This is a genomic window from Mitsuaria sp. TWR114, assembly GCF_007997345.1.
This window is the reverse complement of the sequence record NZ_VOSR01000047.1, coordinates 1-19,244: the sequence shown is the minus strand read 5'-3', so window position 1 is coordinate 19,244 and position 19,244 is coordinate 1. Positions and strand designations below refer to the sequence as shown.

At 68.0% G+C, this 19,244-nt stretch carries 19 protein-coding genes, 1 tRNA gene and 1 pseudogene; 8 read left to right on the top strand and 13 right to left on the bottom strand.

What is annotated here, in order from left to right:
* Positions 1-42 precede the first annotated feature (42 nt).
* From FUT87_RS02845 to FUT87_RS02830, 4 genes and pseudogenes are all read right to left on the bottom strand, one after another.
* Entirely contained in the window at positions 43-408 is a 366-nt protein-coding gene (locus FUT87_RS02845; RefSeq protein WP_147240015.1) for an AlpA family transcriptional regulator, read from the bottom strand.
* 45 nt (positions 409-453) lie between these two features.
* Positions 454-2,193, bottom strand: a complete 1,740-nt coding sequence (locus FUT87_RS02840; protein ID WP_147240014.1) for a site-specific integrase — start codon at positions 2,191-2,193, stop codon at positions 454-456.
* A gap of 174 nt (positions 2,194-2,367) precedes the next feature.
* Positions 2,368-2,444 (bottom strand) — tRNA-Pro (locus FUT87_RS02835).
* Positions 2,445-2,470: 26 nt separating this feature from the next.
* Positions 2,471-3,399: pseudogene (locus FUT87_RS02830) on the bottom strand (polyprenyl synthetase family protein).
* A gap of 366 nt (positions 3,400-3,765) precedes the next feature.
* Here FUT87_RS02830 and rplU point away from each other — a divergent pair.
* The 4 genes from rplU to proB all read left to right on the top strand — a co-directional run bounded on the left by rplU (position 3,766) and on the right by proB (position 7,083).
* Positions 3,766-4,077, top strand: coding sequence for a 50S ribosomal protein L21 (gene rplU, locus FUT87_RS02825; RefSeq protein ID WP_067065598.1), 312 nt, complete (start codon positions 3,766-3,768; stop codon positions 4,075-4,077).
* A gap of 37 nt (positions 4,078-4,114) precedes the next feature.
* On the top strand, positions 4,115-4,372 hold the full coding sequence (gene rpmA / locus FUT87_RS02820; protein WP_091727137.1) for a 50S ribosomal protein L27: 258 nt from the start codon (positions 4,115-4,117) through the stop codon (positions 4,370-4,372).
* A 230-nt stretch (positions 4,373-4,602) separates the two neighbouring features.
* Positions 4,603-5,874: an Obg family GTPase CgtA gene (gene cgtA, locus FUT87_RS02815; RefSeq protein ID WP_255511629.1), complete on the top strand. Its 1,272-nt coding sequence runs from the start codon at positions 4,603-4,605 to the stop codon at positions 5,872-5,874.
* A gap of 63 nt (positions 5,875-5,937) precedes the next feature.
* Positions 5,938-7,083: a glutamate 5-kinase gene (gene proB / locus FUT87_RS02810; RefSeq protein ID WP_147240013.1), complete on the top strand. Its 1,146-nt coding sequence runs from the start codon at positions 5,938-5,940 to the stop codon at positions 7,081-7,083.
* Between the two features lie 97 nt (positions 7,084-7,180).
* Here the strand turns inward: proB and FUT87_RS02805 are convergent, their stop codons facing one another.
* Positions 7,181-7,891 (bottom strand): RNA pyrophosphohydrolase, encoded by a 711-nt coding sequence (locus FUT87_RS02805; RefSeq protein WP_255489666.1) that lies wholly within the window; start codon positions 7,889-7,891, stop codon positions 7,181-7,183.
* Positions 7,892-8,025: 134 nt separating this feature from the next.
* Between FUT87_RS02805 and FUT87_RS02800 the strand changes: the two genes are divergently transcribed.
* From FUT87_RS02800 to FUT87_RS02790, 3 genes are all read left to right on the top strand, one after another.
* A complete protein-coding gene (locus tag FUT87_RS02800) occupies positions 8,026-9,768 on the top strand; it encodes a proline--tRNA ligase (protein ID WP_147240012.1) in 1,743 nt (580 codons plus the stop codon).
* Positions 9,765-10,865, top strand: a complete 1,101-nt coding sequence (locus FUT87_RS02795; protein ID WP_147240011.1) for a DUF418 domain-containing protein — start codon at positions 9,765-9,767, stop codon at positions 10,863-10,865. Before FUT87_RS02800 ends, FUT87_RS02795 begins: the two co-directional genes overlap by 4 nt.
* 78 nt (positions 10,866-10,943) lie before the next feature.
* Positions 10,944-11,585: a lytic transglycosylase domain-containing protein gene (locus FUT87_RS02790; protein ID WP_254783449.1), complete on the top strand. Its 642-nt coding sequence runs from the start codon at positions 10,944-10,946 to the stop codon at positions 11,583-11,585.
* Positions 11,586-11,676: 91 nt separating this feature from the next.
* Here FUT87_RS02790 and FUT87_RS02785 read toward each other — a convergent pair whose 3' ends face one another.
* From FUT87_RS02785 to hemA, 6 genes are all read right to left on the bottom strand, one after another.
* Complete coding sequence (locus FUT87_RS02785) at positions 11,677-12,270, bottom strand: UbiX family flavin prenyltransferase (RefSeq protein ID WP_147240010.1); 594 nt, start codon at positions 12,268-12,270, stop codon at positions 11,677-11,679.
* Complete coding sequence (gene grxD / locus FUT87_RS02780; protein ID WP_091727119.1) at positions 12,270-12,584, bottom strand: Grx4 family monothiol glutaredoxin; 315 nt, start codon at positions 12,582-12,584, stop codon at positions 12,270-12,272. Before grxD ends, FUT87_RS02785 begins: the two co-directional genes overlap by 1 nt.
* 149 nt (positions 12,585-12,733) lie before the next feature.
* A complete protein-coding gene (locus FUT87_RS02775) occupies positions 12,734-13,351 on the bottom strand; it encodes a hypothetical protein (protein WP_147240009.1) in 618 nt (205 codons plus the stop codon).
* Between the two features lie 212 nt (positions 13,352-13,563).
* Positions 13,564-14,445, bottom strand: a complete 882-nt coding sequence (gene prmC, locus FUT87_RS02770; RefSeq protein WP_147240008.1) for a peptide chain release factor N(5)-glutamine methyltransferase — start codon at positions 14,443-14,445, stop codon at positions 13,564-13,566.
* Positions 14,442-15,533, bottom strand: a complete 1,092-nt coding sequence (prfA, locus tag FUT87_RS02765) for a peptide chain release factor 1 (protein ID WP_147240007.1) — start codon at positions 15,531-15,533, stop codon at positions 14,442-14,444. The genes prmC and prfA overlap by 4 nt, the downstream gene beginning before the upstream one ends.
* 131 nt (positions 15,534-15,664) lie before the next feature.
* On the bottom strand, positions 15,665-16,993 hold the full coding sequence (hemA, locus tag FUT87_RS02760) for a glutamyl-tRNA reductase (RefSeq protein ID WP_147240006.1): 1,329 nt from the start codon (positions 16,991-16,993) through the stop codon (positions 15,665-15,667).
* Positions 16,994-17,123: 130 nt separating this feature from the next.
* On the opposite strand from hemA, the gene FUT87_RS02755 reads away from it, so the two are divergent.
* Positions 17,124-17,396 (top strand): hypothetical protein, encoded by a 273-nt coding sequence (locus FUT87_RS02755; RefSeq protein WP_091727104.1) that lies wholly within the window; start codon positions 17,124-17,126, stop codon positions 17,394-17,396.
* Between the two features lie 15 nt (positions 17,397-17,411).
* Here FUT87_RS02755 and miaB read toward each other — a convergent pair whose 3' ends face one another.
* Positions 17,412-18,752 (bottom strand): tRNA (N6-isopentenyl adenosine(37)-C2)-methylthiotransferase MiaB, encoded by a 1,341-nt coding sequence (miaB, locus tag FUT87_RS02750; protein ID WP_147240005.1) that lies wholly within the window; start codon positions 18,750-18,752, stop codon positions 17,412-17,414.
* 55 nt (positions 18,753-18,807) lie between these two features.
* The coding region (locus tag FUT87_RS28310) for a hypothetical protein (RefSeq protein ID WP_186830324.1) at positions 18,808-19,244 on the bottom strand (437 nt) is incomplete at its 5' end.

Below are 19,244 nucleotides of genomic sequence, written 5' to 3'. Positions count from 1 at the left end.
TGACGCTGCGCCGGCTGGTGGGCCTACCGCAGGGGCGGGGTCTCAGGCCGGAGAGTTCAATGCCTTCAGCTTCGCTTGCTGGCGGGCCATCTGGCGGACGGCTGGATTGCTGTCGCGAACAGTTTTGGTGACGGTTCCGGTATTGGGGCGGGTGACCACCTCGGCGGTGGATGCCGCGGGCGCCTGGTTTCCGTGGACGCGCTCCACCTCGGGTGGGGCCTTGCGGCGAAACGTGCCGTCCAGGAATGCTTTGAAGTCCTCGGGATGCCAGTACTCTCGGCTGCCGAAGGCCACAGGCGCGGGAAGTCGGCCTTCCCGGACGTGGTTGTCGACAGTCTTGATGCAGCAGTCAAGCATTGCGGCGGCATCCGCCTTGGTGACCAGTTTGAAATCCGACAGGTTAGACATGACGAGGCGCGGCAAAGTTGCTGTGCCTCGTCTAGGCCCCGGTGTTTAGCCTGCGCTGGGCGCTTGCGTGGCGGCTGTGTGGCGCTGCTTGTCGGTCGTGTCTTCTTGGCCAAAGGTGCCAACGATGCGAGATGCCGGAAACGCGATGACCGCTGCGCTCGCCGCCTTGGGCTCATCCAGCTTGTTGGTGGCGCGCGCTCCCGTGTCGATATGTGCGGCCTGGGCTTGCTGGGCGGCTCCCCTCGGCGCCGGAATCGGGCGTGCTTCCGAAGTGGGAGAGACTGCGGGCACAACCTCGTCGCTAGGCGCCTCCTCCGTGTCGGCGGTCAGGCTCCCGATGGGCAGTTCAGCCGCCTTGCTCAGGAACCTCCGCCCCCGGTGGATGCGGACTTTCTTGTCGTCCTTGAAGCATTCGTTGAGCTTGCGCGCCAAGCGAGACGAACAGAGGTGGGCATAGCGCATCAGCATGCGCAGGTCACGATGGCCACTGAAGACCTGCAGCTCCGGCAACGTGAACTTGCCGCTTTCTGCCAAGCGAGACAAAGCCTCGTGTCGCCCGTCATGGATATGCAGGTCTTCGATGCCTGCCATGCGGCAGGCTTTGGACCAGGCGCCGATGACGTAGTCCAAGCCAACGGCAAACACGCGGTCCGTATCGCGCGGGAACAATTTCAGTTGCTCGAGCAGGTCCTCGCGGAGAGCAAGCTTGCGCGGGCGACCGTTCTTCGTCTCTGGCAGATAGGCAGTTCCCGCCTCAAAGTCGATGTGCGCCCAGGGCAGCCCCATCGTCTCGGCACGCCGCGCCGCGGTCATGACTTGGAAAAGATAAAAAACCTGGAGGTAGGGCACAACCTCGGCGGTCTCCTCGGCCAAGGGCCGGAGTTCGGCTCGCGTTGCTGCCAAGACCTTCTTGCGCGCGCTGGAGCTCGAGAACTGCCGTCCTTGCAGGGAATCTTCCGCCAGCTCGCCGAGGCGCTTTTCAACGGCGCGCTCGTAGTCGAGTGCCGCCAGCGCCTCCAGAAGCCGCCGCTCCTCGGACTCCGAAATTCTGCGGTCTCGCTCGTTGAAGTACTTCGGACGACGGACCGCGTCCATCGGGTTCTTGGCCAGCGGGTAGTCCCACACCACCGTGGCGACCTTGTAGACGGCCTTCAGACGGTCAATCTCGCGGTCGACAGTGCCGGGCGCGATGTCTTGCTCAAGGCGGTCGTTGATGAAGGCCTCAATGTCGACCGTCTTGATTTCGGCGAACGGCTTGTGAATCCAAGCCAGCTCGTCGCTGACCTTCCTCATCCGGAACTTGGCCGCTCGCACTGGCAGGCCGCGGGCGTGCAGCTGTTCGCGGTACTTGGCCAGCAAGTCGATGCCTGCGGGTCCGCTGTCTGCAAGCCAACCTTCAAGTGAGTAGGCAATCACTCGATGGCTCTTGTGCTTCGGCGCCTCCTCCAAGAGGTAGCGCACGATGAGGTCCGCGAGGGTGACCTTGAGCGATGCCGTGTAGTCGACGAACAGGCCACTTCGGCGCTCTGCGCCGACGCGGTCCAGGAAGGACTCGGCGGCTGCACGCGTCTTGAACGTGGCGCTTACTTCCTTGTGACCTTTTTCGCGAATCCGAATGAGCCAGCTCTCGTCGAGCTGTTCGACACGAGGCTTGAAGCCCTGGGCTTTCAGCGCTTCCATGCAGGCTTCGACCGCCGGCAACTTGTTGAACGGGAAGTACGCCGTGAGGTCGTCACGGTTCTTGACGCTGACCCGGAAGCGGGAGCGATTGGTGAGGTCCGCCATGCGGGAATCTCCAGTTGGTGAGGGAGATTCCTGAAGCGACTCAGGTTTATTTTTTGGAGCGTCTGTGCCGACCAATCCTGTTCTTGTGGAACAGATTTGGAACAGCGCTCCCCAGAAACGCGAAAGCCGCGGTGTCCGCGGCTTCTGCAAGTCCTTGATGTACAAGGAAAATTCTGGTCGGGGTGAGAGGATTCGAACCTCCGGCCTCTACGTCCCGAACGTAGCGCTCTACCAGGCTAAGCTACACCCCGTTTTGGTCATTCGATCGAGAGTTTGTTCAAGAACTTCTCTCTACCGACTGAGCCGCAAATTCTAGCAGGCTTTCTTTCCACTTGGAAAGGGGGAGCGCCGACAAATGTTGTCGCGCCTGTGCGACTTCCGCGCGGCGGCCTCGCGGGTCGCCTCCAGTGCGCCGGTGCGGCGCACGATCGCGACGATGTCCTGCAGCCGTTCCACCTCGCCATGCTCGATCGCGTGGCGGATCAGGGCGCGGTCGTCGTCGGTCCCGCGTTCCATGGCGATCAGCAGTGGCAGCGTGGGCTTGCCTTCGCGCAGGTCGTCCCCGACGTTCTTGCCCAGTGAATCGCTGGTGCCCTCATAGTCCAGCGCATCGTCGATCAGCTGGAAGGCGGTGCCCAGCGAGCGGCCGTATCCGGCGCAGGCTTCCTCCAGGGTGGGGGGCGCATCGGCGAGCACCGCGCCCAGGCGCGCGCTGGCCTCGAACAGCTTGGCCGTCTTGTAGCGGATGACGCGCAGATAGCTGTCGACCGCAACGTCCGGGTCATGCATGTTCATGAGCTGCAGGACTTCGCCTTCGGCGATGACGTTGGTCGCATCGGCCAGCACCTCGAGCACGCGCATGCGATTCACCGACACCATCATCTGGAAGGCGCGCGAATACAGGAAGTCGCCCACCAGCACGCTGGCCGCGTTGCCGAACAGCGCGTTGGCCGTCTGCTTGCCGCGGCGCAGCGCGGACTCGTCGACGACATCGTCGTGAAGCAGGGTCGCTGTGTGGATGAATTCGACGACCGCCGCGAGCTCGCGGCTGGCGGGGGAGTCGGCGCCCAGCGCGTTGGCGAACATCAGCACCAGCTTGGGCCGCATCCGCTTGCCGCCAGCGTGAATGATGTACGCGGAAATCTGGTTGATCAGCGCGACGTCCGATCGAAGCCGCTGCGCGATCACGGCATCGACTTCGTTCATCTGCGCATTCAGCGCCTCGAGGACCTCGGCAACAGGGGTAGAGGCAATGGGTTGCACTCTGGACTCACGGTGAGGGGAAGCGCGGATTATAGGAAGGCCCGCGCGAGGCGCTGGCCGAGCCACGCGCTCTTGCGCACCCGCGCGGCTGGGCAGCGCCGTGACGACCCGTGGCGGAGTGCGCATCCGGACGCTCCGCCGGCCGCGAAGCCCGATGGCTGCGGGCTTGGGCGCGTCTCAGGGTTTGCATCAACAGGGGTGCCTGTGCTACATTCTCGGGCTCCGCATCTCCATGCGGTGTTTTTTCTTGGGCGGTCGATAGGATGCCTCGTGGCGCTTCGTTGATTGCTCGCATGTGAAAGGGCTGATATGTACGCGGTCATAAAAACCGGTGGCAAGCAATACAAGGTTGCTGCTGGCGAAAAGATCAAGGTAGAACAGATTGCTGCGGAAGTTGGCCAAGAGATCGTGATTGACCAGGTGCTGGCTGTCGGAAACGGCGCTGACCTGAAGATCGGGACTCCCTTGGTTGCTGGCGCCAGCGTCAAGGCCACCGTGGTGGCTCATGGCAAGCACGACAAGGTGCGCATCTTCAAGCTGCGTCGTCGCAAGCACTACAAGAAGAGCCAAGGCCATCGCCAGACGTTCACCGAGCTGGAAATCAGCGCGGTCAACGGCTGACCCTCGACTCACTCGCAATCTGATCAAGGAGTAATCCATGGCACAGAAAAAGGGCGGCGGCTCGACACGAAACGGCCGCGACTCGAAGCCGAAGATGCTTGGCGTCAAGGTGTACGGCGGCCAGACCGTCTCGGCAGGCTCGATCATCGTCCGCCAGCGCGGCACGAAGTTCCACGCCGGCACCAACGTGGGCATGGGCAAGGACCACACGCTGTTCGCGCTGATCGACGGCACGGTGTCCTTCACCGTCAAGGGCGAAAACAGCCGCTCCACCGTCGTCGTCACGGCGGCCTGAGCGCGTTGATGTCCTGACGCCGCGGGCGGAAGACCTGGTCTTCCGCTTCCGGCGGACCCAGAGCCCCGGCTTCGTCCGGGGCTTTGTTTTTTCGGGGCCCGTGACTTAGGGTTCCCGCGCCGACCGCGAGTTCCGGCGAAACCTGACTCGCTCCGATTCAAAGCATGTCCTCGCGCGGGAGCGCGGGGGCCTGAATTACGATAGCCCCGCTCCGGGACTGAAGGCCATCCATGAAGTTCGTTGACGAAGCCACCATCGATATCGCCGCCGGCAACGGCGGTGCGGGCTGCGCCAGTTTCCGCCGCGAGAAGTTCATTCCCTTCGGCGGTCCGGACGGGGGCGACGGCGGCCGCGGCGGCAGCGTCTATGCGGTGGCCGATCGCAACCTCAATACGTTGATCGACTACCGCTATGCGCGGCGCCACGAGGCGCGCAACGGCGAAGCGGGCCGGGGTTCGGACCAGTTCGGCGCCGCCGCCGAGGACATCATGCTGAAGGTGCCGGTCGGCACCATCGTGCGGGACCTCGAGACCGACGAGATCATCGCGGAGCTGCTCGAGCCCGATGTGCCGGTGCTGCTGGCCAAGGGCGGCGATGGCGGCTTCGGCAACCTGCATTTCAAGACCTCGACCAACCGCGCGCCGCGTCAGAAGACGCCCGGCTGGCCGGGCGAGGTCAAGAAGATCAAGATGGAACTGCGCGTGCTGGCCGACGTCGGCCTGCTCGGCCAGCCCAACGCCGGCAAGTCGACGCTGATCGCGGCCGTCTCGAATGCCCGCCCCAAGATTGCCGATTACCCCTTCACCACGCTGTATCCCAACCTGGGCGTGGTGCGCGTCGGGCCGGAGAAGAGCTTCGTCATCGCCGACATCCCGGGCCTGATCGAGGGCGCCGCCGAAGGCGCCGGCCTGGGTCACCAGTTCCTGCGCCACCTGCAGCGCACGCGCGTGCTGCTGCACGTGGTCGACCTGGCGCCGTTCAATCCCGACGTGGATCCGGTCGCGGAGGCCAAGGCCATCGTCAAGGAACTGAAGAAGTACGACGAGGCGTTGTACGAGAAGCCGCGGTGGCTGGTGCTCAACAAGCTGGACATGGTGCCGGCCGAGGAGCGCGCCGCCCGCGTGAAGGATTTCGTCAAGCGCTACAAGTGGAAGGGACCGGTGTTCGAGATCTCCGCGCTGACGCGCGAGGGCTGCGAGCCGTTGATCCGCGCCATCTACGATCACGTCGCCGCGATCCAGGCGCCGCCGGTCGAGGATCCGGATGCGCGCTTCGACGAGCCGACGATCGATCCGCCCAAGGCCTTCCAGGAAACGCGCAAGACGCGCGCCGCCAAGGCCAAGGTGATCAAGGCGGCGAAGGCGGAGTCCGCCGGGGCGACGCCCGCGAAGACGCCGCGCGGCAAGAAGGCCGGCAAGGCGGAGAAGGCGGAGAAGGCGGAGAAGGCGGAGAAGGCGGAGAAGCCGCCCGAACGGGATCCGCGCTTCGACCCGCTGCCCTGAACGCGTCTCCGGCATCGCCCTGACTTCCGGCTTCGGTCCACGACTCCCTCATCCTCCCATCGCATGAGCAACGGCAACCTGAACGGCGAATTGACTGGTGTCCTGCGGGACGCGCGACGGATCGTCGTGAAGGTGGGCTCCAGCCTGGTGACCAACGAGGGGCGGGGCGTGGACGCCGAGGCCATCGGCAACTGGTGCCGCCAATTGGCGGAACTGGCCCGCGAGGGGCGCGAGGTGGTGATGGTCTCCAGCGGCGCGATCGCCGAAGGCATGAAGCGCCTGGGCTGGGCCAGCCGGCCGAAGGAGCTGCACGAGTTGCAGGCCGCCGCCGCTGTCGGCCAGATGGGCCTGGCGCAGATGTACGAGACCAAGCTGCGCGAACAGGGCCTCACCAGCGCGCAGGTGCTGCTGACGCATGCCGACCTGGCCGATCGCGAGCGCTACCTGAACGCGCGCTCGACCTTGCTGGCGCTGCTGCAGCATCGTGTGCTGCCGGTCATCAACGAGAACGATACGGTCGTCAACGACGAGATCAAGTTCGGTGACAACGACACGCTGGGCGCGCTGGTGGCCAACCTGGTCGAGGCGGACGCCCTGGTGATCCTGACGGACCAGAAGGGCCTGTATTCCGCCGATCCGCGCAAGGATCCGAACGCGCGCTTCATCGATCGCGCGACCGCTGGCAGACCCGAGCTGGAAGAGATGGCCGGCGGCGCGGGATCGAGCATCGGGCGGGGCGGGATGATCACCAAGATCCTGGCGGCCAAGCGCGCGGCGAGCAGCGGCGCCAACACGGTGATCGCCTGGGGGCGGGAGCCCGACGTGCTGCTGCGGCTGGCGCACGGCGAGTCGATCGGCACGGCCCTGATGGCGTCGACCGCCAAGCTGGCGGCTCGCAAGCAGTGGATGGTCGACCATCTGCAGTTGCGAGGGAAGGTGGTCGTCGATGCCGGCGCGGCAATCAAGCTGCGCGACGAAGGCAAGAGCCTGCTGCCGATCGGCGTGCAGGAGGTGTCCGGCGAGTTCCATCGCGGCGACGTCATCGCGGTCATCGACCTGACGGGCAAGGAATTGGCGCGCGGCCTGACCAACTACGGCAGCGCCGAGGCGCGGCTGATCGCGCGCAAGCCGTCCTTCGACATCGAGCGGGTGCTGGGTTACGCCGCCGAGCCCGAGCTGATCCACCGCGACAACCTCGTGCTGCGCTGATTGATCGGCGCGATCACCCAACCACGACCCAGAAGAAAGGCGCCCGAGGGCGCCTTTGTCTTGCCCGGTCCGCCGCCTCCAGGGCGCGCCGGTCCGATCAGTCCTTCGCCGGCTCCACCGAACCGGTTTGGGGGGCGGCAACCGGCGAGGCGGCATCGCGACGCTCGCGGGCTTCCTGGGAATGACCATCCGCGGCGTGCGCGGCGACTTCCTGCTCGTGAGGCCGAGGGTCGACGCGGTCGTGCCGGTGATGATCCTGCTCGTTGGGCCCGCCATGCCGATCACCGCGCGGTGGCGGCCGCATGCCCGCCCGCAGATAGCGATTGTGATGGTTGAGCCGCGGCAGGAAGCGCGCGAGTTCGGTCAACGCCATCTGATAGACGCCGCGCTTGAACTCGATCACCGCTTCCAGCGGCACCCAATACTCGTTCCAGCGCCAGGCATCGAACTCGGGATGGTCGGTCGCGCGCAGATTCATGTCGCTGTCGCGACCGGTCATCTGGAGCAGGAACCAGATCTGTTTCTGCCCGCGATAGTGGCCGCGCGCGTCGCGCCGGATGAAGTGATCGGGAACCTCGTAGCGCAGCCAGTCGCGGGTGCGCGCGATGATGCGCACGTGGTCTGCGGTGAGGCCCACTTCCTCATGCAGCTCTCTGAACATCGCCTGCTCGGGCGTTTCGCCATGCTTGATGCCCCCTTGGGGGAACTGCCAAGAATGGGTGCGTATGCGCTTGCCCCAGAACACCTCGTTCTTGTGGTTGAGCAGGATGATGCCGACGTTGGGCCGGAAGCCTTCACGGTCGAGCATAATCAACCTCAAATCATTCGTTGGATTGATTATTGCACCGGGCCCGAGCCCCGGCGCGATCATCGCTAACCCTCGGTGGTGAACGGTTTTTCCGCGGCGGCACGGCTGACCGCGGACTTTTATTTTCTGCGCCCATGAAAGCCTCCCAGTTCTTCGTCTCCACGCTCAAGGAAGCCCCCGCCGACGCGGAAATCGTCAGCCACAAGCTCATGATGCGGGCCGGCATGATCAAGCGCCTGGGCGCCGGCATCTACAACTACATGCCGATGGGCCTGCGGGTGATCCGCAAGGTCGAGCACATCATCCGCACCGAGATGAATCGCGCCGGCGCGGTCGAGCTGCTGATGCCGGTCGTGCAGCCGGCGGAGCTCTGGCAGGAGACCGGCCGCTTCGACAAGATGGGCCCCGAGCTGCTGCGGGTGAAGGATCGCCACGGCCGTGACTTCATCATCCAGCCGACGTCGGAGGAGGTCATCACCGACATCGCCCGCCAGGAGCTGCGCAGCTACAAGCAGCTGCCGAAGAACTTCTATCACATCCAGACGAAGTTCCGCGACGAGCGCCGGCCCCGCTTCGGCATCATGCGCGGGCGCGAGTTCACGATGAAGGACGCGTACTCGTTCGACCGCGACAAGGACGCGGCCGGCCGCAGCTACGACAACATGTACGCGGCCTACTGCCGGATCTTCGATCGGCTGGGCCTGCAGTACCGCGCCGTCGCGGCCGACACCGGCGCGATCGGCGGCGACCGCTCGCATGAATTCCAGGTCATCGCCGAGACCGGCGAGGACGCGATCATCTACTGCCCGACCAGCGACTACGCCGCCAACATCGAGCTGGCCGAGGCGCTGTCGCTGATCGCGGCGCGGGGTGCCGCGACGCAGGCGCTGACGAAGACGCCGACGCCTGGCAAGGCCACCTGCGCCGATGTGGCCGAGCTGCTGAAGCTGCCGCTGTCGCAGACGGTGAAGTCGCTGGTGCTGGCGACCGACGAACTCGATGAGCACGGCACGATCATCAAGTCGCAGGTCTGGCTGCTGCTGGTGCGCGGGGACCACGACCTGAACGAAGTGAAGGCCGGCAAGCTCGAAGGCCTGAAGGGCGGCTTCCGCTTCGCCACCGCCGCCGAGATCGACGCCCACTTCGGCTGCAAGCCCGGCTACCTGGGCCCGATCGGCCTGAAGCAGCCGGTCAAGGTCATCGCCGACCGCACGGTCGCGAACATGTCCGATTTCGTCTGCGGCGCCAACGAGGCCGACTTCCACTTCACCGGCGCCAACTGGGGCCGCGACCTGCCCGAGCCCGACCTGGTCGCCGACATCCGCAACGTCGTCGAAGGCGACCCGTCGCCGGACGGCAAGGGCGTGCTGGCGATCCAGCGCGGCATCGAGGTCGGCCACGTCTTCTATCTGGGCACGAAGTACTCGGCCGCGATGAACGCGACCTACCTGGACGAGAACGGCAAGCCGCAGCTGATGGAGATGGGCTGCTACGGCATCGGCGTGACCCGCATCCTGGGCGCGGCGATTGAACAGAACCACGACGAGCGCGGCATCGTCTGGCCGGCGTCGATCGCCCCCTTCACCGTGGTGATCTGCCCGATCGGCATGGACCGCAACGAGGATGTGAAGGCCGCCGCGACGAAGCTCTACGACGAGTTGCTGGACCTGGGCATCGATGTGCTGCTGGACGATCGCGGCGAGCGCCCCGGCGCGATGTTCGCCGACTGGGAACTCGTCGGCGTGCCGCACCGGGTCGTGATTTCCGATCGCGGCCTGAAGGAAGGCCAGGTCGAGGTGCAGGGCCGTCGCGATGCCGCCGCCACCAAGCTGGCGCTGGCCGAGGTGGTCGCCCACCTGAAGCAACGCCTGGCGTGAGTCCGGCTCGTCCGCCGCAGCGCGTCGCGGCGGTGGACGCGCTCCGCGCGCTGGCGCTGCTGCCGGTGGTCGCGGTCAACTGGGTCGGTTATCCGGCGCTGCCCGACGCCGGCCCGCTGAGCCCGCCCGCCAGCGACGAAGGCCTGGTGGCCCAGGCGCTGTCCTGGCTGCTGCATGCGCTGGTGGCGGGCAAGGGCATTGCGCTGCTGGCGTTCCTCTTCGGCTACAGCCAGGGGCTGTCGCAGACGCGCGGGCTGGACGCCCTGGTCAAGCGCCGCCGCCGGCTGGCCAAGATGCTGACGCTGGGCCTGCTGCACGGCAGCCTGCTCTACATGGGCGACATCCTGACCCTGTATGCCGTAGCCGGGTCGCTGCTCGCGATCTGGGCCGGCCACTCGATGGCCAAGCTGAAGCTGCGGATCCGGGTGCTCATCGCCCTGAACTTGGCGGTGATCGGTTTCACGGTGGTGCTGGCGAATCTGCCGCTGGCCGGCGAACCCTCGGTGCCATTGATGGCGCCGGCGCCTTGGGCGGAGTGGACGCTGCGCAATGCCGGCCACTTCACCGCGACGACGATCGCCTTCATGACGCTGGGCATCCCGGTGCCGCTGCTCCTGATGACGGGCGGCTTGATGGCGGCGCGGCTGCGCCTGTTCTCCCATCCACGCTGGGATCCCGCGCTGCGGCGCTGGTCGCGTCGCTGGCTGTGGCCGGCGGTGGCGGTGAACATCGCGTTCACCTCGCTGCTCTGGCCGGGCCTGCGCGATGGCGACAGCTTCGTCACAGGGCGTTACGCGATCTTCTACCTCTATCCGACGATGCTGCTGCTCAGCGCCGCGGTACCGGCCCTGGTCTTGCGGATGCGGCGCGATCCTCGCCTGCTGGAAGCGCTGGCGCCGCTGGGCCGGCACACGCTGACGCTCTATCTGTTCAGCTCGGTGCTGAGCTTTGCGCTGTTCAGCGGCGCGGGGCTGTCATGGCAACCAGGCACCTTGGTCACCACGGGCCTGGCGCTGGCGTACTGGGTGGGCGGGCTGCTGCTCGCGCGGGCGCGCGGACCGCGACCTTTGCCGCTGGAACGCTGGCTGTCGCGCTGACGGCGCCGGCCAGCGCCGTTACGATGCCGCGCCTCTCCCTTTCCGATGTCGATCGCCGCCGATCCTCTTTCCGTTGACGTGACCGCTTTCCGCTCCCCGACGATCTCCCCGAGTTCCCGCCGCGCGCTGCTGCTTGCGGGCGCGGCCGCCTGCCTGCCGCGACCGGCGTTCGCCGGCGCCCAGCAGGAAGAGCCGCTGGCCGACGCCGTGCGCTCGGCGCTGTCGGCGGCGATCGCCTCGGACGCTCCGCCCAAGCCCCGTTTCGACGCCATCGAGCCGCGCCTGGCCTACCTGCGCTGGCTGGGGGAGATGAGCGAGCGCATGAAGCGCAAGAAGAGCGAAACGCAGACGCGGATCGAGTTCCTGGAGACGCTCTGGTACGAGAGCGCGCGCGCGGGCCTGGAGCCGGCGCTGGTGCTGGGCCTGGTGCAGGTGGAGAGCGGCTTCCGCAAGTACGCGATCAGCGTGGCGGGCGCGCGCGGCTACATGCAGGTGATGCCGTTCTGGACGCGCTCGATCGGTGACGGGCAGGTGTCCAGGCTGTTCCACATGCAGACCAACCTGCGCTTCGGCTGCGTGATCCTGCGCCACTACCTCGACATCGAGAAGGGCAACCTGTTCCTCGCGCTGGGGCGCTACAACGGCAGCCGCGGTCGGGCCGAGTATCCCAACCTGGTGATGGGCGCGCGCAAGGCCTGGCTGATGCCGGGGCAGAGCTGAGGCCCCGGCGCAGGTGCGCGCTCACGGGTGATCACACGGGCGCTCACACCGGACCACCGCCGGGTGCCGTCGTTGCCCGGCGGCCTCGGAGTCAGGCGTGGGAACGCAATCCCTGCCAGGCCTGCGGCGCGGCGCCCGGCAACTGCGCCAGTTCAAGCACGCGTTCGACCGTTTCCGCGACCATCTCCTCGATCGAGGTCGGCTTCAGGTAAAGCGCGGGCAGCGGCGGGAAGATGATGCCGCCCATCTCGGTCACGGCCGTCATGTTGCGCAGGTGGGCAAGGTTCAGCGGCGTCTCGCGTACCATCAGGATCAGCCGGCGGCGCTCCTTGAGCGTGACGTCGGCGGCGCGGCTCATGAGGTTGTCCGAGAGCCCGTGCGCGACCGCGGCGAGCGTGCGCATCGAGCAGGGCGCGATCACCATCGCGGCGGTCGGGAAGCTGCCGCTGGCGACGCAGGCGCCGATGTCGCCGGGCGCGTAGGCGACGTCCGCCTCGCGCTCGAGCGCATCGCGCGCGAGCCCCAGTTCATGGTGGGCGTTCAGCACGCCGGCGGGGCTCAGGATCAGGTGGGTTTCCGCCCCGATCGCGCGGGCGCGGCGCAGCAGCTGCAGCCCGTAGGCCGCGCCCGTCGCGCCGGTGATGCCGACGATCAGGCGCGGACGCGGAGCCGCGGCGGCCGTCATCAGGCCTTGGCCAGCAGCTGCTGCAGCTCGCCGCTCTCGTACATCTCCATCATGATGTCGGAGCCGCCGACGAACTCGCCGTCGATGTAGAGCTGCGGGATGGTGGGCCAGTTCGCGTATTCCTTGATGCCCTGGCGCACGCCCTCGTCCTCGAGGACGTTGAAGGTCTTCAGCTCGCTGGCGCCGCTGGCCTTCAGGATCTGGATCGCGCGGCCGGAGAAGCCGCACATCGGGAACTGGGCGGTGCCCTTCATGAAGAGCATGACCCGGTTGCCTTTGACCAGGTCGTCGATGCGTTGCTGAACGTCGCTCATGGCGGAATCCTCTGAAAGCTGATGCGGGAAGACGTGTGCGGGCGCGCGCCGGGACGGCACGGCGGGCCGCGCGATCCAGCGATTATCGGGCAGCGGACATGCCCGCGCTCGGCGGAGCCCAAGGGCTGTCGATCCGCCGGCGGTGACGCTCAGAAGCTGTAGCTGACGCCGAACTGGACGACCGGCCGGTAGCGCAGGTCCTGCGACAGGTCGGCTTGCGGCGCGCTGTTGCCCAGGCGCAGCGCCGAGGCACCGCCACCGACCACGCCCAGGTCGGCGCTGAAGCCCCAACCGCCCCGCAGCGAGTAGCTGGTGTAGCCGACGCCGACATAGGACAGCGAGAGATTGGGCTCGCGATCCGGGCCGGTGAGCAGGCTGAGGCTGCGGCTGCCCGCCGACAGCGACGGCGTCAAGGCCGCGCCGCGGCCGAGCGCCAGGCCGGAGCTGCTCTGCAGCAGCGACATCGGGCCCAGCATCAGCCCCCCGGTGGCCCGCAGGCCGCCACGCGTGCCGGCGCCCAGGCCGGAACCGGTCAGGTAATAGTCCGCCAGCAGGTTGGCGCTCAGCAGGCGGCTGCCGCGGCGGGCGTCGAAGGAGAGGGCGTCGTCGTCCTGGCTCTGGCTCACCTGCAGGCGGGCCTGCCAATGGGTGAAGGCCTGGCGGTCGGGCTTCAACTGCAGGCCTTGTTGGGCCCAGGCGGCACCGGCCATGCAGACACTGCCGGCCAGGACCACGGCAAGGCGCAAGAGCAAGGGGGCGGCGCGCATGACAGGTCTCCCAGACTGACGACAACACCCGTTTCGAAATGGTTCAAAACGGGCACCAAGTCAGACCATGCTACGCCCCACCGAGTTACCGCGCCAGATCGAGTTGCGGGGGTTTCCAGGCACTGTTGCGGATTCCCGGCGCGGGTTCCCGCAGTGTGGAAACAGCGTGTGAAGTTGGGTGCAAATGGTTGAGATCCGAACGCGGCGCGCGCTCAGCCGGGCCAGCGACCGCCGGTGGCGCGGGGCTGGCCGCCGAGGTCGCGGCGGGTCTCGACCTCGATGAAGCCGCGCGCGCGCAGCATCGCGGCGACGGCGTCGGCCTGGTCGAAGCCATGCTCCAGCAGCAGCCAACCGTCGGGCCGCAGCCACGCGGGGGCCCCCTCGATCAGGTGGCGAAGGTCGGCCAGGCCATCCCCTTCGGGGGTGAGCGCGGTGCGGGGTTCGTGCTTCAGGGCGTCCAGGTGGTGGTCGTCCCCCGCCACGTAGGGCGGGTTGCTGACGATCAGGTCGAAGGGGGGCTGACCCGCCAGGGGCTCGAACCAGCTTCCCAGGTGACCGTCGACCTGCAAGCCCAGTCGCTGCGCGTTGTCCAGCGCCACCGCCAGCGCGCCCGGGCTGAAGTCGACCATGCGGACATCCGCGTCCGGCCGCTGCGACTTGATCGACAGCGCGATCGCGCCGGTACCGGTGCCCAGGTCCACGACGCGCAGGGGACGCGGCCCCTCCAGGCGCTCCAGCGCCCACTGCACCAGCAGCTCGGTGTCGGGCCGGGGGATCAGGGTGTCCGGCGTGACGCGCAGCGTCAGGCCGAAGAACTCCTTCTCGCCGGTGAGATACGCCAGCGGCACGCCATCCAGGCGGCGCGCCAGCCAGTGGTGGAAGCGCTCCGCCGTCACGGCGTCGAGCAGGTCCGTGTCATGGCCGATCAGCCAGGCGCGCGAGACCCCGAGCAGCGCCTGCAGCAGGTACTGCGCCTCGGCGCGCGGCAGGCCGGCGGCGATCGCGGTCCGCTCGGCGTTGACGACGGTCAGGGCGGGGCCGCCACCCGATCGAGCGCCCGGGCCGCCGTCGGCGTGGCCGTCACGGATGCTCATGTCGCCCCGCCTTCCAGCGCGGCAAGCTGCTCGGCCGCCTGCGCCTGCTGCAGGCCCTGGAGGACGTCGCGAAGGTCGCCATCCATGATCGCGCCCAGCTTGTACAGCGTCAGGTTGATCCGGTGGTCGGTCAGGCGTCCCTGCGGGAAGTTGTAGGTGCGGATGCGATCGCTGCGGTCGCCGCTGCCGATCAGGCTCTTGCGCTGGGCCGCCTCCTTGGCGGCGCGCTCGCTGCGGTCCTTCTCGCGCAGCCGCGCGGCGAGCACCGCCATCGCCTTGGCCTTGTTGCGGTGCTGGCTGCGGTCGTCCTGGCATTCGGCGACCAGGCCGGTGGGCAGATGGGTGATGCGGATCGCGCTGTCGGTCTTGTTGACGTGCTGCCCGCCCGCGCCGCTGGCGCGGAAGGTGTCGATGCGCAGGTCGGCGGGATTGAGCTGGATTTCCTCCGCCTCGTCGGGCTCGGCCATGACGGCGACCGTGCAGGCGCTGGTGTGGATGCGGCCCTGCGACTCGGTCGCCGGCACGCGCTGCACGCGATGGCCGCCGGATTCGAACTTCAGCTGCCCGTAGACGCCGTCGCCATCGAGCCGCAGCACGATTTCCTTGTAGCCGCCCAGATCCGATTCATTGGCCGACAGCACCTCGCAGCGCCAGCCCTGGGCTTCGGCGAAGCGCGTGTACATGCGGGTCAGGTCGCCGGCGAAGAGCGCCGATTCGTCGCCGCCGGTCCCGGCGCGGATCTCCAGGAAGGCCGGCCGATCGTCGTCGGGGTCCTTGGGGATCAGTGCCAGCTGCAGCTCCTGGTCGAGCTGCTCGAGGTCCGCCTGCGCCGCGTCGATCTCCTCGCGCGCCATCTCGGCCATGTCCGCGTCGCCGCTGTCGAGCAACTCGCGCGCCGCGGCCAGGTCCTGCTCGCGCTGGACGTAGCGGCGGTAGCGCTCGACGAGCGAGGACACCTCCGCCTGCTCGCGCGTCAGCGCCCGGTAGCGCTTCATGTCCGCGGCGACGCTGCCGTCGGCGAGGGTGGTGTCGAGTTCCGCCAGCCGGTAGCCGAGGCGGTCGAACTGCTGGCGCAGGGCGTCTTTCATGGGGAATCCGGAGGGAGTGCGGCCCCTCGAAGGGGGAGCGGACGGAGCGGGCGGCGGGGGGAACACTGCGCGGCGGTGGCCGCGGGCGGAACGGGCACCGGGCGCATCGCCGGTGCCGGCGGCGATCGCCGCTACGAGTCCGCTTCGTCGCCGAGCGCGTCGGCGTGCAGGCCGGGCGTCTTCGCGCTGCCGCGCAGGAACAGCCGCGACACGGTCTGCGCCATCTGCAGGCGCTGCTCACCGTCGCTGCCGTTGAGCTCGGCCATCGCGCCGTGCAGCATCTTCTGCGTCAGGCCGCGCGCGAGCGCATCCAGCACGCTGTCGATGTCCTCGCCTCTGGCCAGCAGCTTGCGGGCGCGCTGGAGTTCGGCCTGGCGCCAGCTGTCGGCCTGCTGATGCAGGGCCTGGATCAGCGGCACCGTGTGGCGCTGGCCCAGCCAGTGGACGAAGCTCTGCACGCCGGTCTCGATGATGGCCTCGGCCTGCTGGACGGCGGCCTGGCGCTTCTCGCCGGCGGTCTGGACCAGCTTGGACAGGTCGTCGACGGTGTAGAGATAGACGTCGTCCAGTTGAGCGACTTCCTGCTCGATGTCGCGCGGCACGGCCAGGTCGACCATGAACATCGGCTTGTGGCGGCGCTTTTTCAGCGCGCGCTCGACGGCGCCCAGCCCGATCAGCGGCAGGCTGGAGGCGGTGCAGGAGATCACCGCGTCGAATTCGTGCAGGCGGTCGGGCAGGTCGGCGAGGCGGAAGGCCTCGGCGCCCAGGTGGCTGGCGAGCTTCTCGCCGCGCTCCAGCGTCCGGTTCGCGACCGAGATCGACTTCGGGCCCTTGGCCGCGAAATGGGTGCCGACCAGCTCGATCATCTCGCCCGCGCCGACCAGCAGCACGCGGATGTCGGCGAGGTGCTCGAACAGCTGGGCGGCCAGCCGGACCGACGCGGCGGCCATGCTGATCGAGTGGCTGCCGATCTCGGTGGAGCTGCGCACTTCCTTGGCGACCGAGAAGCTGCGCTGGAAGAGCTGGTGCAGCGTCGTGCCGAGGGTGCCGGCCTGGTCGGCCTCGCGCACGGCCTGCTTGAGCTGGCCCAGGATCTGCGGCTCGCCCAGCACCATCGAGTCCAGCCCGCTGGCGACCCGGAAGGCGTGCCGGGCCGCGGCGCCGTCCTCGACGACATAGGCGTGGTCCATCAGCGTCGCGCTGCCAACGCCGCCCACCTGCGCCAGCCAGTCCACCGCGGGGCGGACCATGTCGGCGTCGCCGGCGACGTAGAGCTCGGTGCGGTTGCAGGTGGAGAGGATGGCGGCTTCCGCCGCGGTGGCCCGGCGGCGCTGCGGCGCGCCGACCTGGTCCTGGAAGCGCAGCAGCGTCGGCGCCAGTTGCTCGAGCGTGAACGCGAAACGTCCGCGCAGGTCGAGGGGCGCGGACGTGTGGTTCAGGCCGAGGGCGAAGACGGACATGGCCGCGATTATAAAATTCCGCCCCGACCCGTGCACCGCACCGGCCTTGGCGGCGCGCTCATCGCCCCGGGATGCGTCAAGAACGGCGCTTTCGTCACACTTTTTCCCCTCGCCCGGAGCGAACCGACCCGTGGACCCACTCGACGCCGTCTGGCATTTCGGCAACCTGTTCCTGCCCGCCTGGGGCGTGGCCGCGCTGATGGCGCTGGCGCTCAAGCTGATCTGGCGGGAGACCGTCGCCGGCATGCGCTGGCGCACGCTGGCCGTCTGGGGCGGACTGGGCGGGACGATGGGCATCGCCGCCGCCCTGATGCTGACCGGGCGCGACGGCACCATGGCCGGCTACGGCCTGATGCTGCTGGGCGTCACCGCCGCCCAGTGGGGCGTCAGCTACAAGCGCTGAGGCTGAGCGGGCCGCTCAGCCGGCCAGGTCGGCGGTGATCGGCACCTCGCCGCGCAGCGAGTGCGCGAAGGCCTCGGTGATGCGCATCGGGATGATCTGGTGCATCAGCCGCTCATGGCCCTTGAAGTTGACGATGCGGTTGCACTCGGTGCGGCCCATCAGCTCGGTGGCGTCCTTGCGCGCATGGCCGGACACCAGCACCGGCACCGTCTTGCCCACCAGGCTGTCGTTGTAGCGGATCGCGGTGGCCTCGATCTCGGCCTGCAGTTCCTGCAGGCGGCGCACCTTCACCTCGTGGGGCGTGTCATCCGCCAGGTTGGCGGCCGGCGTGCCGGGGCGCGGGCTGAAGATGAAGCTGAACGAGGCGTCGAAACCGATGTCGCGCACCAGCTGCATGGTCTTGGCGTGGTCCTCGTCGGTCTCGCCGGGGAAGCCGACGATGAAGTCCGAGGCGACGCGGATGTCCGGCCGCACCGCGCGCAGCTTGCGCACGATGCTCTTGAACTGCAGCGTGGTGTAGCCGCGCTTCATCGCCATCAGGATGCGGTCCGAGCCGTGCTGCACCGGCAGGTGGACGTGGTTCACCAGCTGCGGGATCTTGCCGTAGGCGTCGATCAGACGCTGGCTGAACTCGTTGGGATGGCTGGTCGTGTAGCGGATGCGCTCGATGCCGGGAATCTCGGCCACGTACTCCAGCAGCAGCGCGAAGTCGGCGATCTCGTCGGAGTCGCCCATCTTGCCTCGGTAGGCATTCACGTTCTGCCCCAGCAGCGTCACTTCCTTGACGCCCTGGTCCGCCAGGCCGGCGACTTCCTCCAGCACGTCCTCGAAGGGCCGGCTGACCTCCTCGCCGCGGGTGTAGGGCACCACGCAGTAGGAGCAGTACTTGGAGCAGCCTTCCATGATGGACACGAAGGCGGAGGCGCCCTCCACGCGGGCCGGGGGCAGGTGGTCGAACTTCTCGATCTCGGGGAAGGAGATGTCCACCTGCGGGCGGAGCTGCTCCTGGCGCTGAGCCAGCATCTGCGGCAGGCGGTGCAGGGTCTGCGGGCCGAAGACGACGTCGACATAGGGCGCGCGCTCGATGATTGCCGCGCCCTCCTGGCTGGCGACGCAGCCGCCGACGCCGATCATCACGCCCTTGGCCTTCAGGTGCTTGATGCGGCCCAGGTCGGAGAACACCTTCTCCTGCGCCTTCTCGCGGACCGAGCAGGTGTTGAACAGCACCAGGTCAGCCTGCTCGACGTCGGTGGTGGGCTCGTAGCCCTCGGCGGCGCGCAGCACGTCGGCCATCTTGTCCGAGTCGTACTCGTTCATCTGGCAGCCGAAGGTCTTGATGAAGACTTTCTTGCTCATGGGGAGCTCCGGGAGACATCGGCGCGACCCGCGGGGCGGGCCGGCGTTCAGGGGATCAGGGCTTGCGCCAGACCTGGCTGGCCTGGTCGAAGACCAGCTGGGAGGCTTGCTGCGGGGAGGTCGGCCAGGACTTGTTGGCCAGCTCCACCTCGTTCAGCACCCAGACGTCCATGAGCAGGCCATTGATGTCGGTGGTGTAGAGGACGGTCAGCTTCTGGTCGTACAGCGAGCCCGGCGTGGCGACCTGGTCGACCGCGTTGCGGATGCGGGCGCCGGGCGCGAGCCGGGCGGCCTTGCCGTTGAGCTTCACGTCCGGCGTGACGCCGATGACCAGTTCGCCGCGCAGCGCGCGCTGCGGGAAATAGCGGTGGCCGGGGACGATCTGCGCGTGGGCGGTCGATGGCGCGGTGAACGCGCCGATGCCGGCGACGGTCGAGAGGACCGCGAAGACGGCGGCAGTTGCGGCGGCGGCAGCGGTGCTGGCGGCCGACG

Coding starts and splice junctions, on each gene's coding strand:
- rplU (WP_067065598.1), top strand. CDS start 3,766: ATGTACGCGGTCATAAAAACCGGTGGCAAGCAATACAAGGTTGCTGCT.
- FUT87_RS02805 (WP_255489666.1), bottom strand. CDS start 7,891: ATGCTCGACCGTGAAGGCTTCCGGCCCAACGTCGGCATCATCCTGCTC.
- proB (WP_147240013.1), top strand. CDS start 5,938: ATGAGCAACGGCAACCTGAACGGCGAATTGACTGGTGTCCTGCGGGAC.
- cgtA (WP_255511629.1), top strand. CDS start 4,603: ATGAAGTTCGTTGACGAAGCCACCATCGATATCGCCGCCGGCAACGGC.
- FUT87_RS02775 (WP_147240009.1), bottom strand. CDS start 13,351: ATGCGCGCCGCCCCCTTGCTCTTGCGCCTTGCCGTGGTCCTGGCCGGC.
- rpmA (WP_091727137.1), top strand. CDS start 4,115: ATGGCACAGAAAAAGGGCGGCGGCTCGACACGAAACGGCCGCGACTCG.
- miaB (WP_147240005.1), bottom strand. CDS start 18,752: ATGAGCAAGAAAGTCTTCATCAAGACCTTCGGCTGCCAGATGAACGAG.
- FUT87_RS02800 (WP_147240012.1), top strand. CDS start 8,026: ATGAAAGCCTCCCAGTTCTTCGTCTCCACGCTCAAGGAAGCCCCCGCC.
- prfA (WP_147240007.1), bottom strand. CDS start 15,533: ATGAAAGACGCCCTGCGCCAGCAGTTCGACCGCCTCGGCTACCGGCTG.
- grxD (WP_091727119.1), bottom strand. CDS start 12,584: ATGAGCGACGTTCAGCAACGCATCGACGACCTGGTCAAAGGCAACCGG.
- FUT87_RS02840 (WP_147240014.1), bottom strand. CDS start 2,193: ATGGCGGACCTCACCAATCGCTCCCGCTTCCGGGTCAGCGTCAAGAAC.
- hemA (WP_147240006.1), bottom strand. CDS start 16,993: ATGTCCGTCTTCGCCCTCGGCCTGAACCACACGTCCGCGCCCCTCGAC.
- FUT87_RS02845 (WP_147240015.1), bottom strand. CDS start 408: ATGTCTAACCTGTCGGATTTCAAACTGGTCACCAAGGCGGATGCCGCC.
- FUT87_RS02785 (WP_147240010.1), bottom strand. CDS start 12,270: ATGACGGCCGCCGCGGCTCCGCGTCCGCGCCTGATCGTCGGCATCACC.
- prmC (WP_147240008.1), bottom strand. CDS start 14,445: ATGAGCATCCGTGACGGCCACGCCGACGGCGGCCCGGGCGCTCGATCG.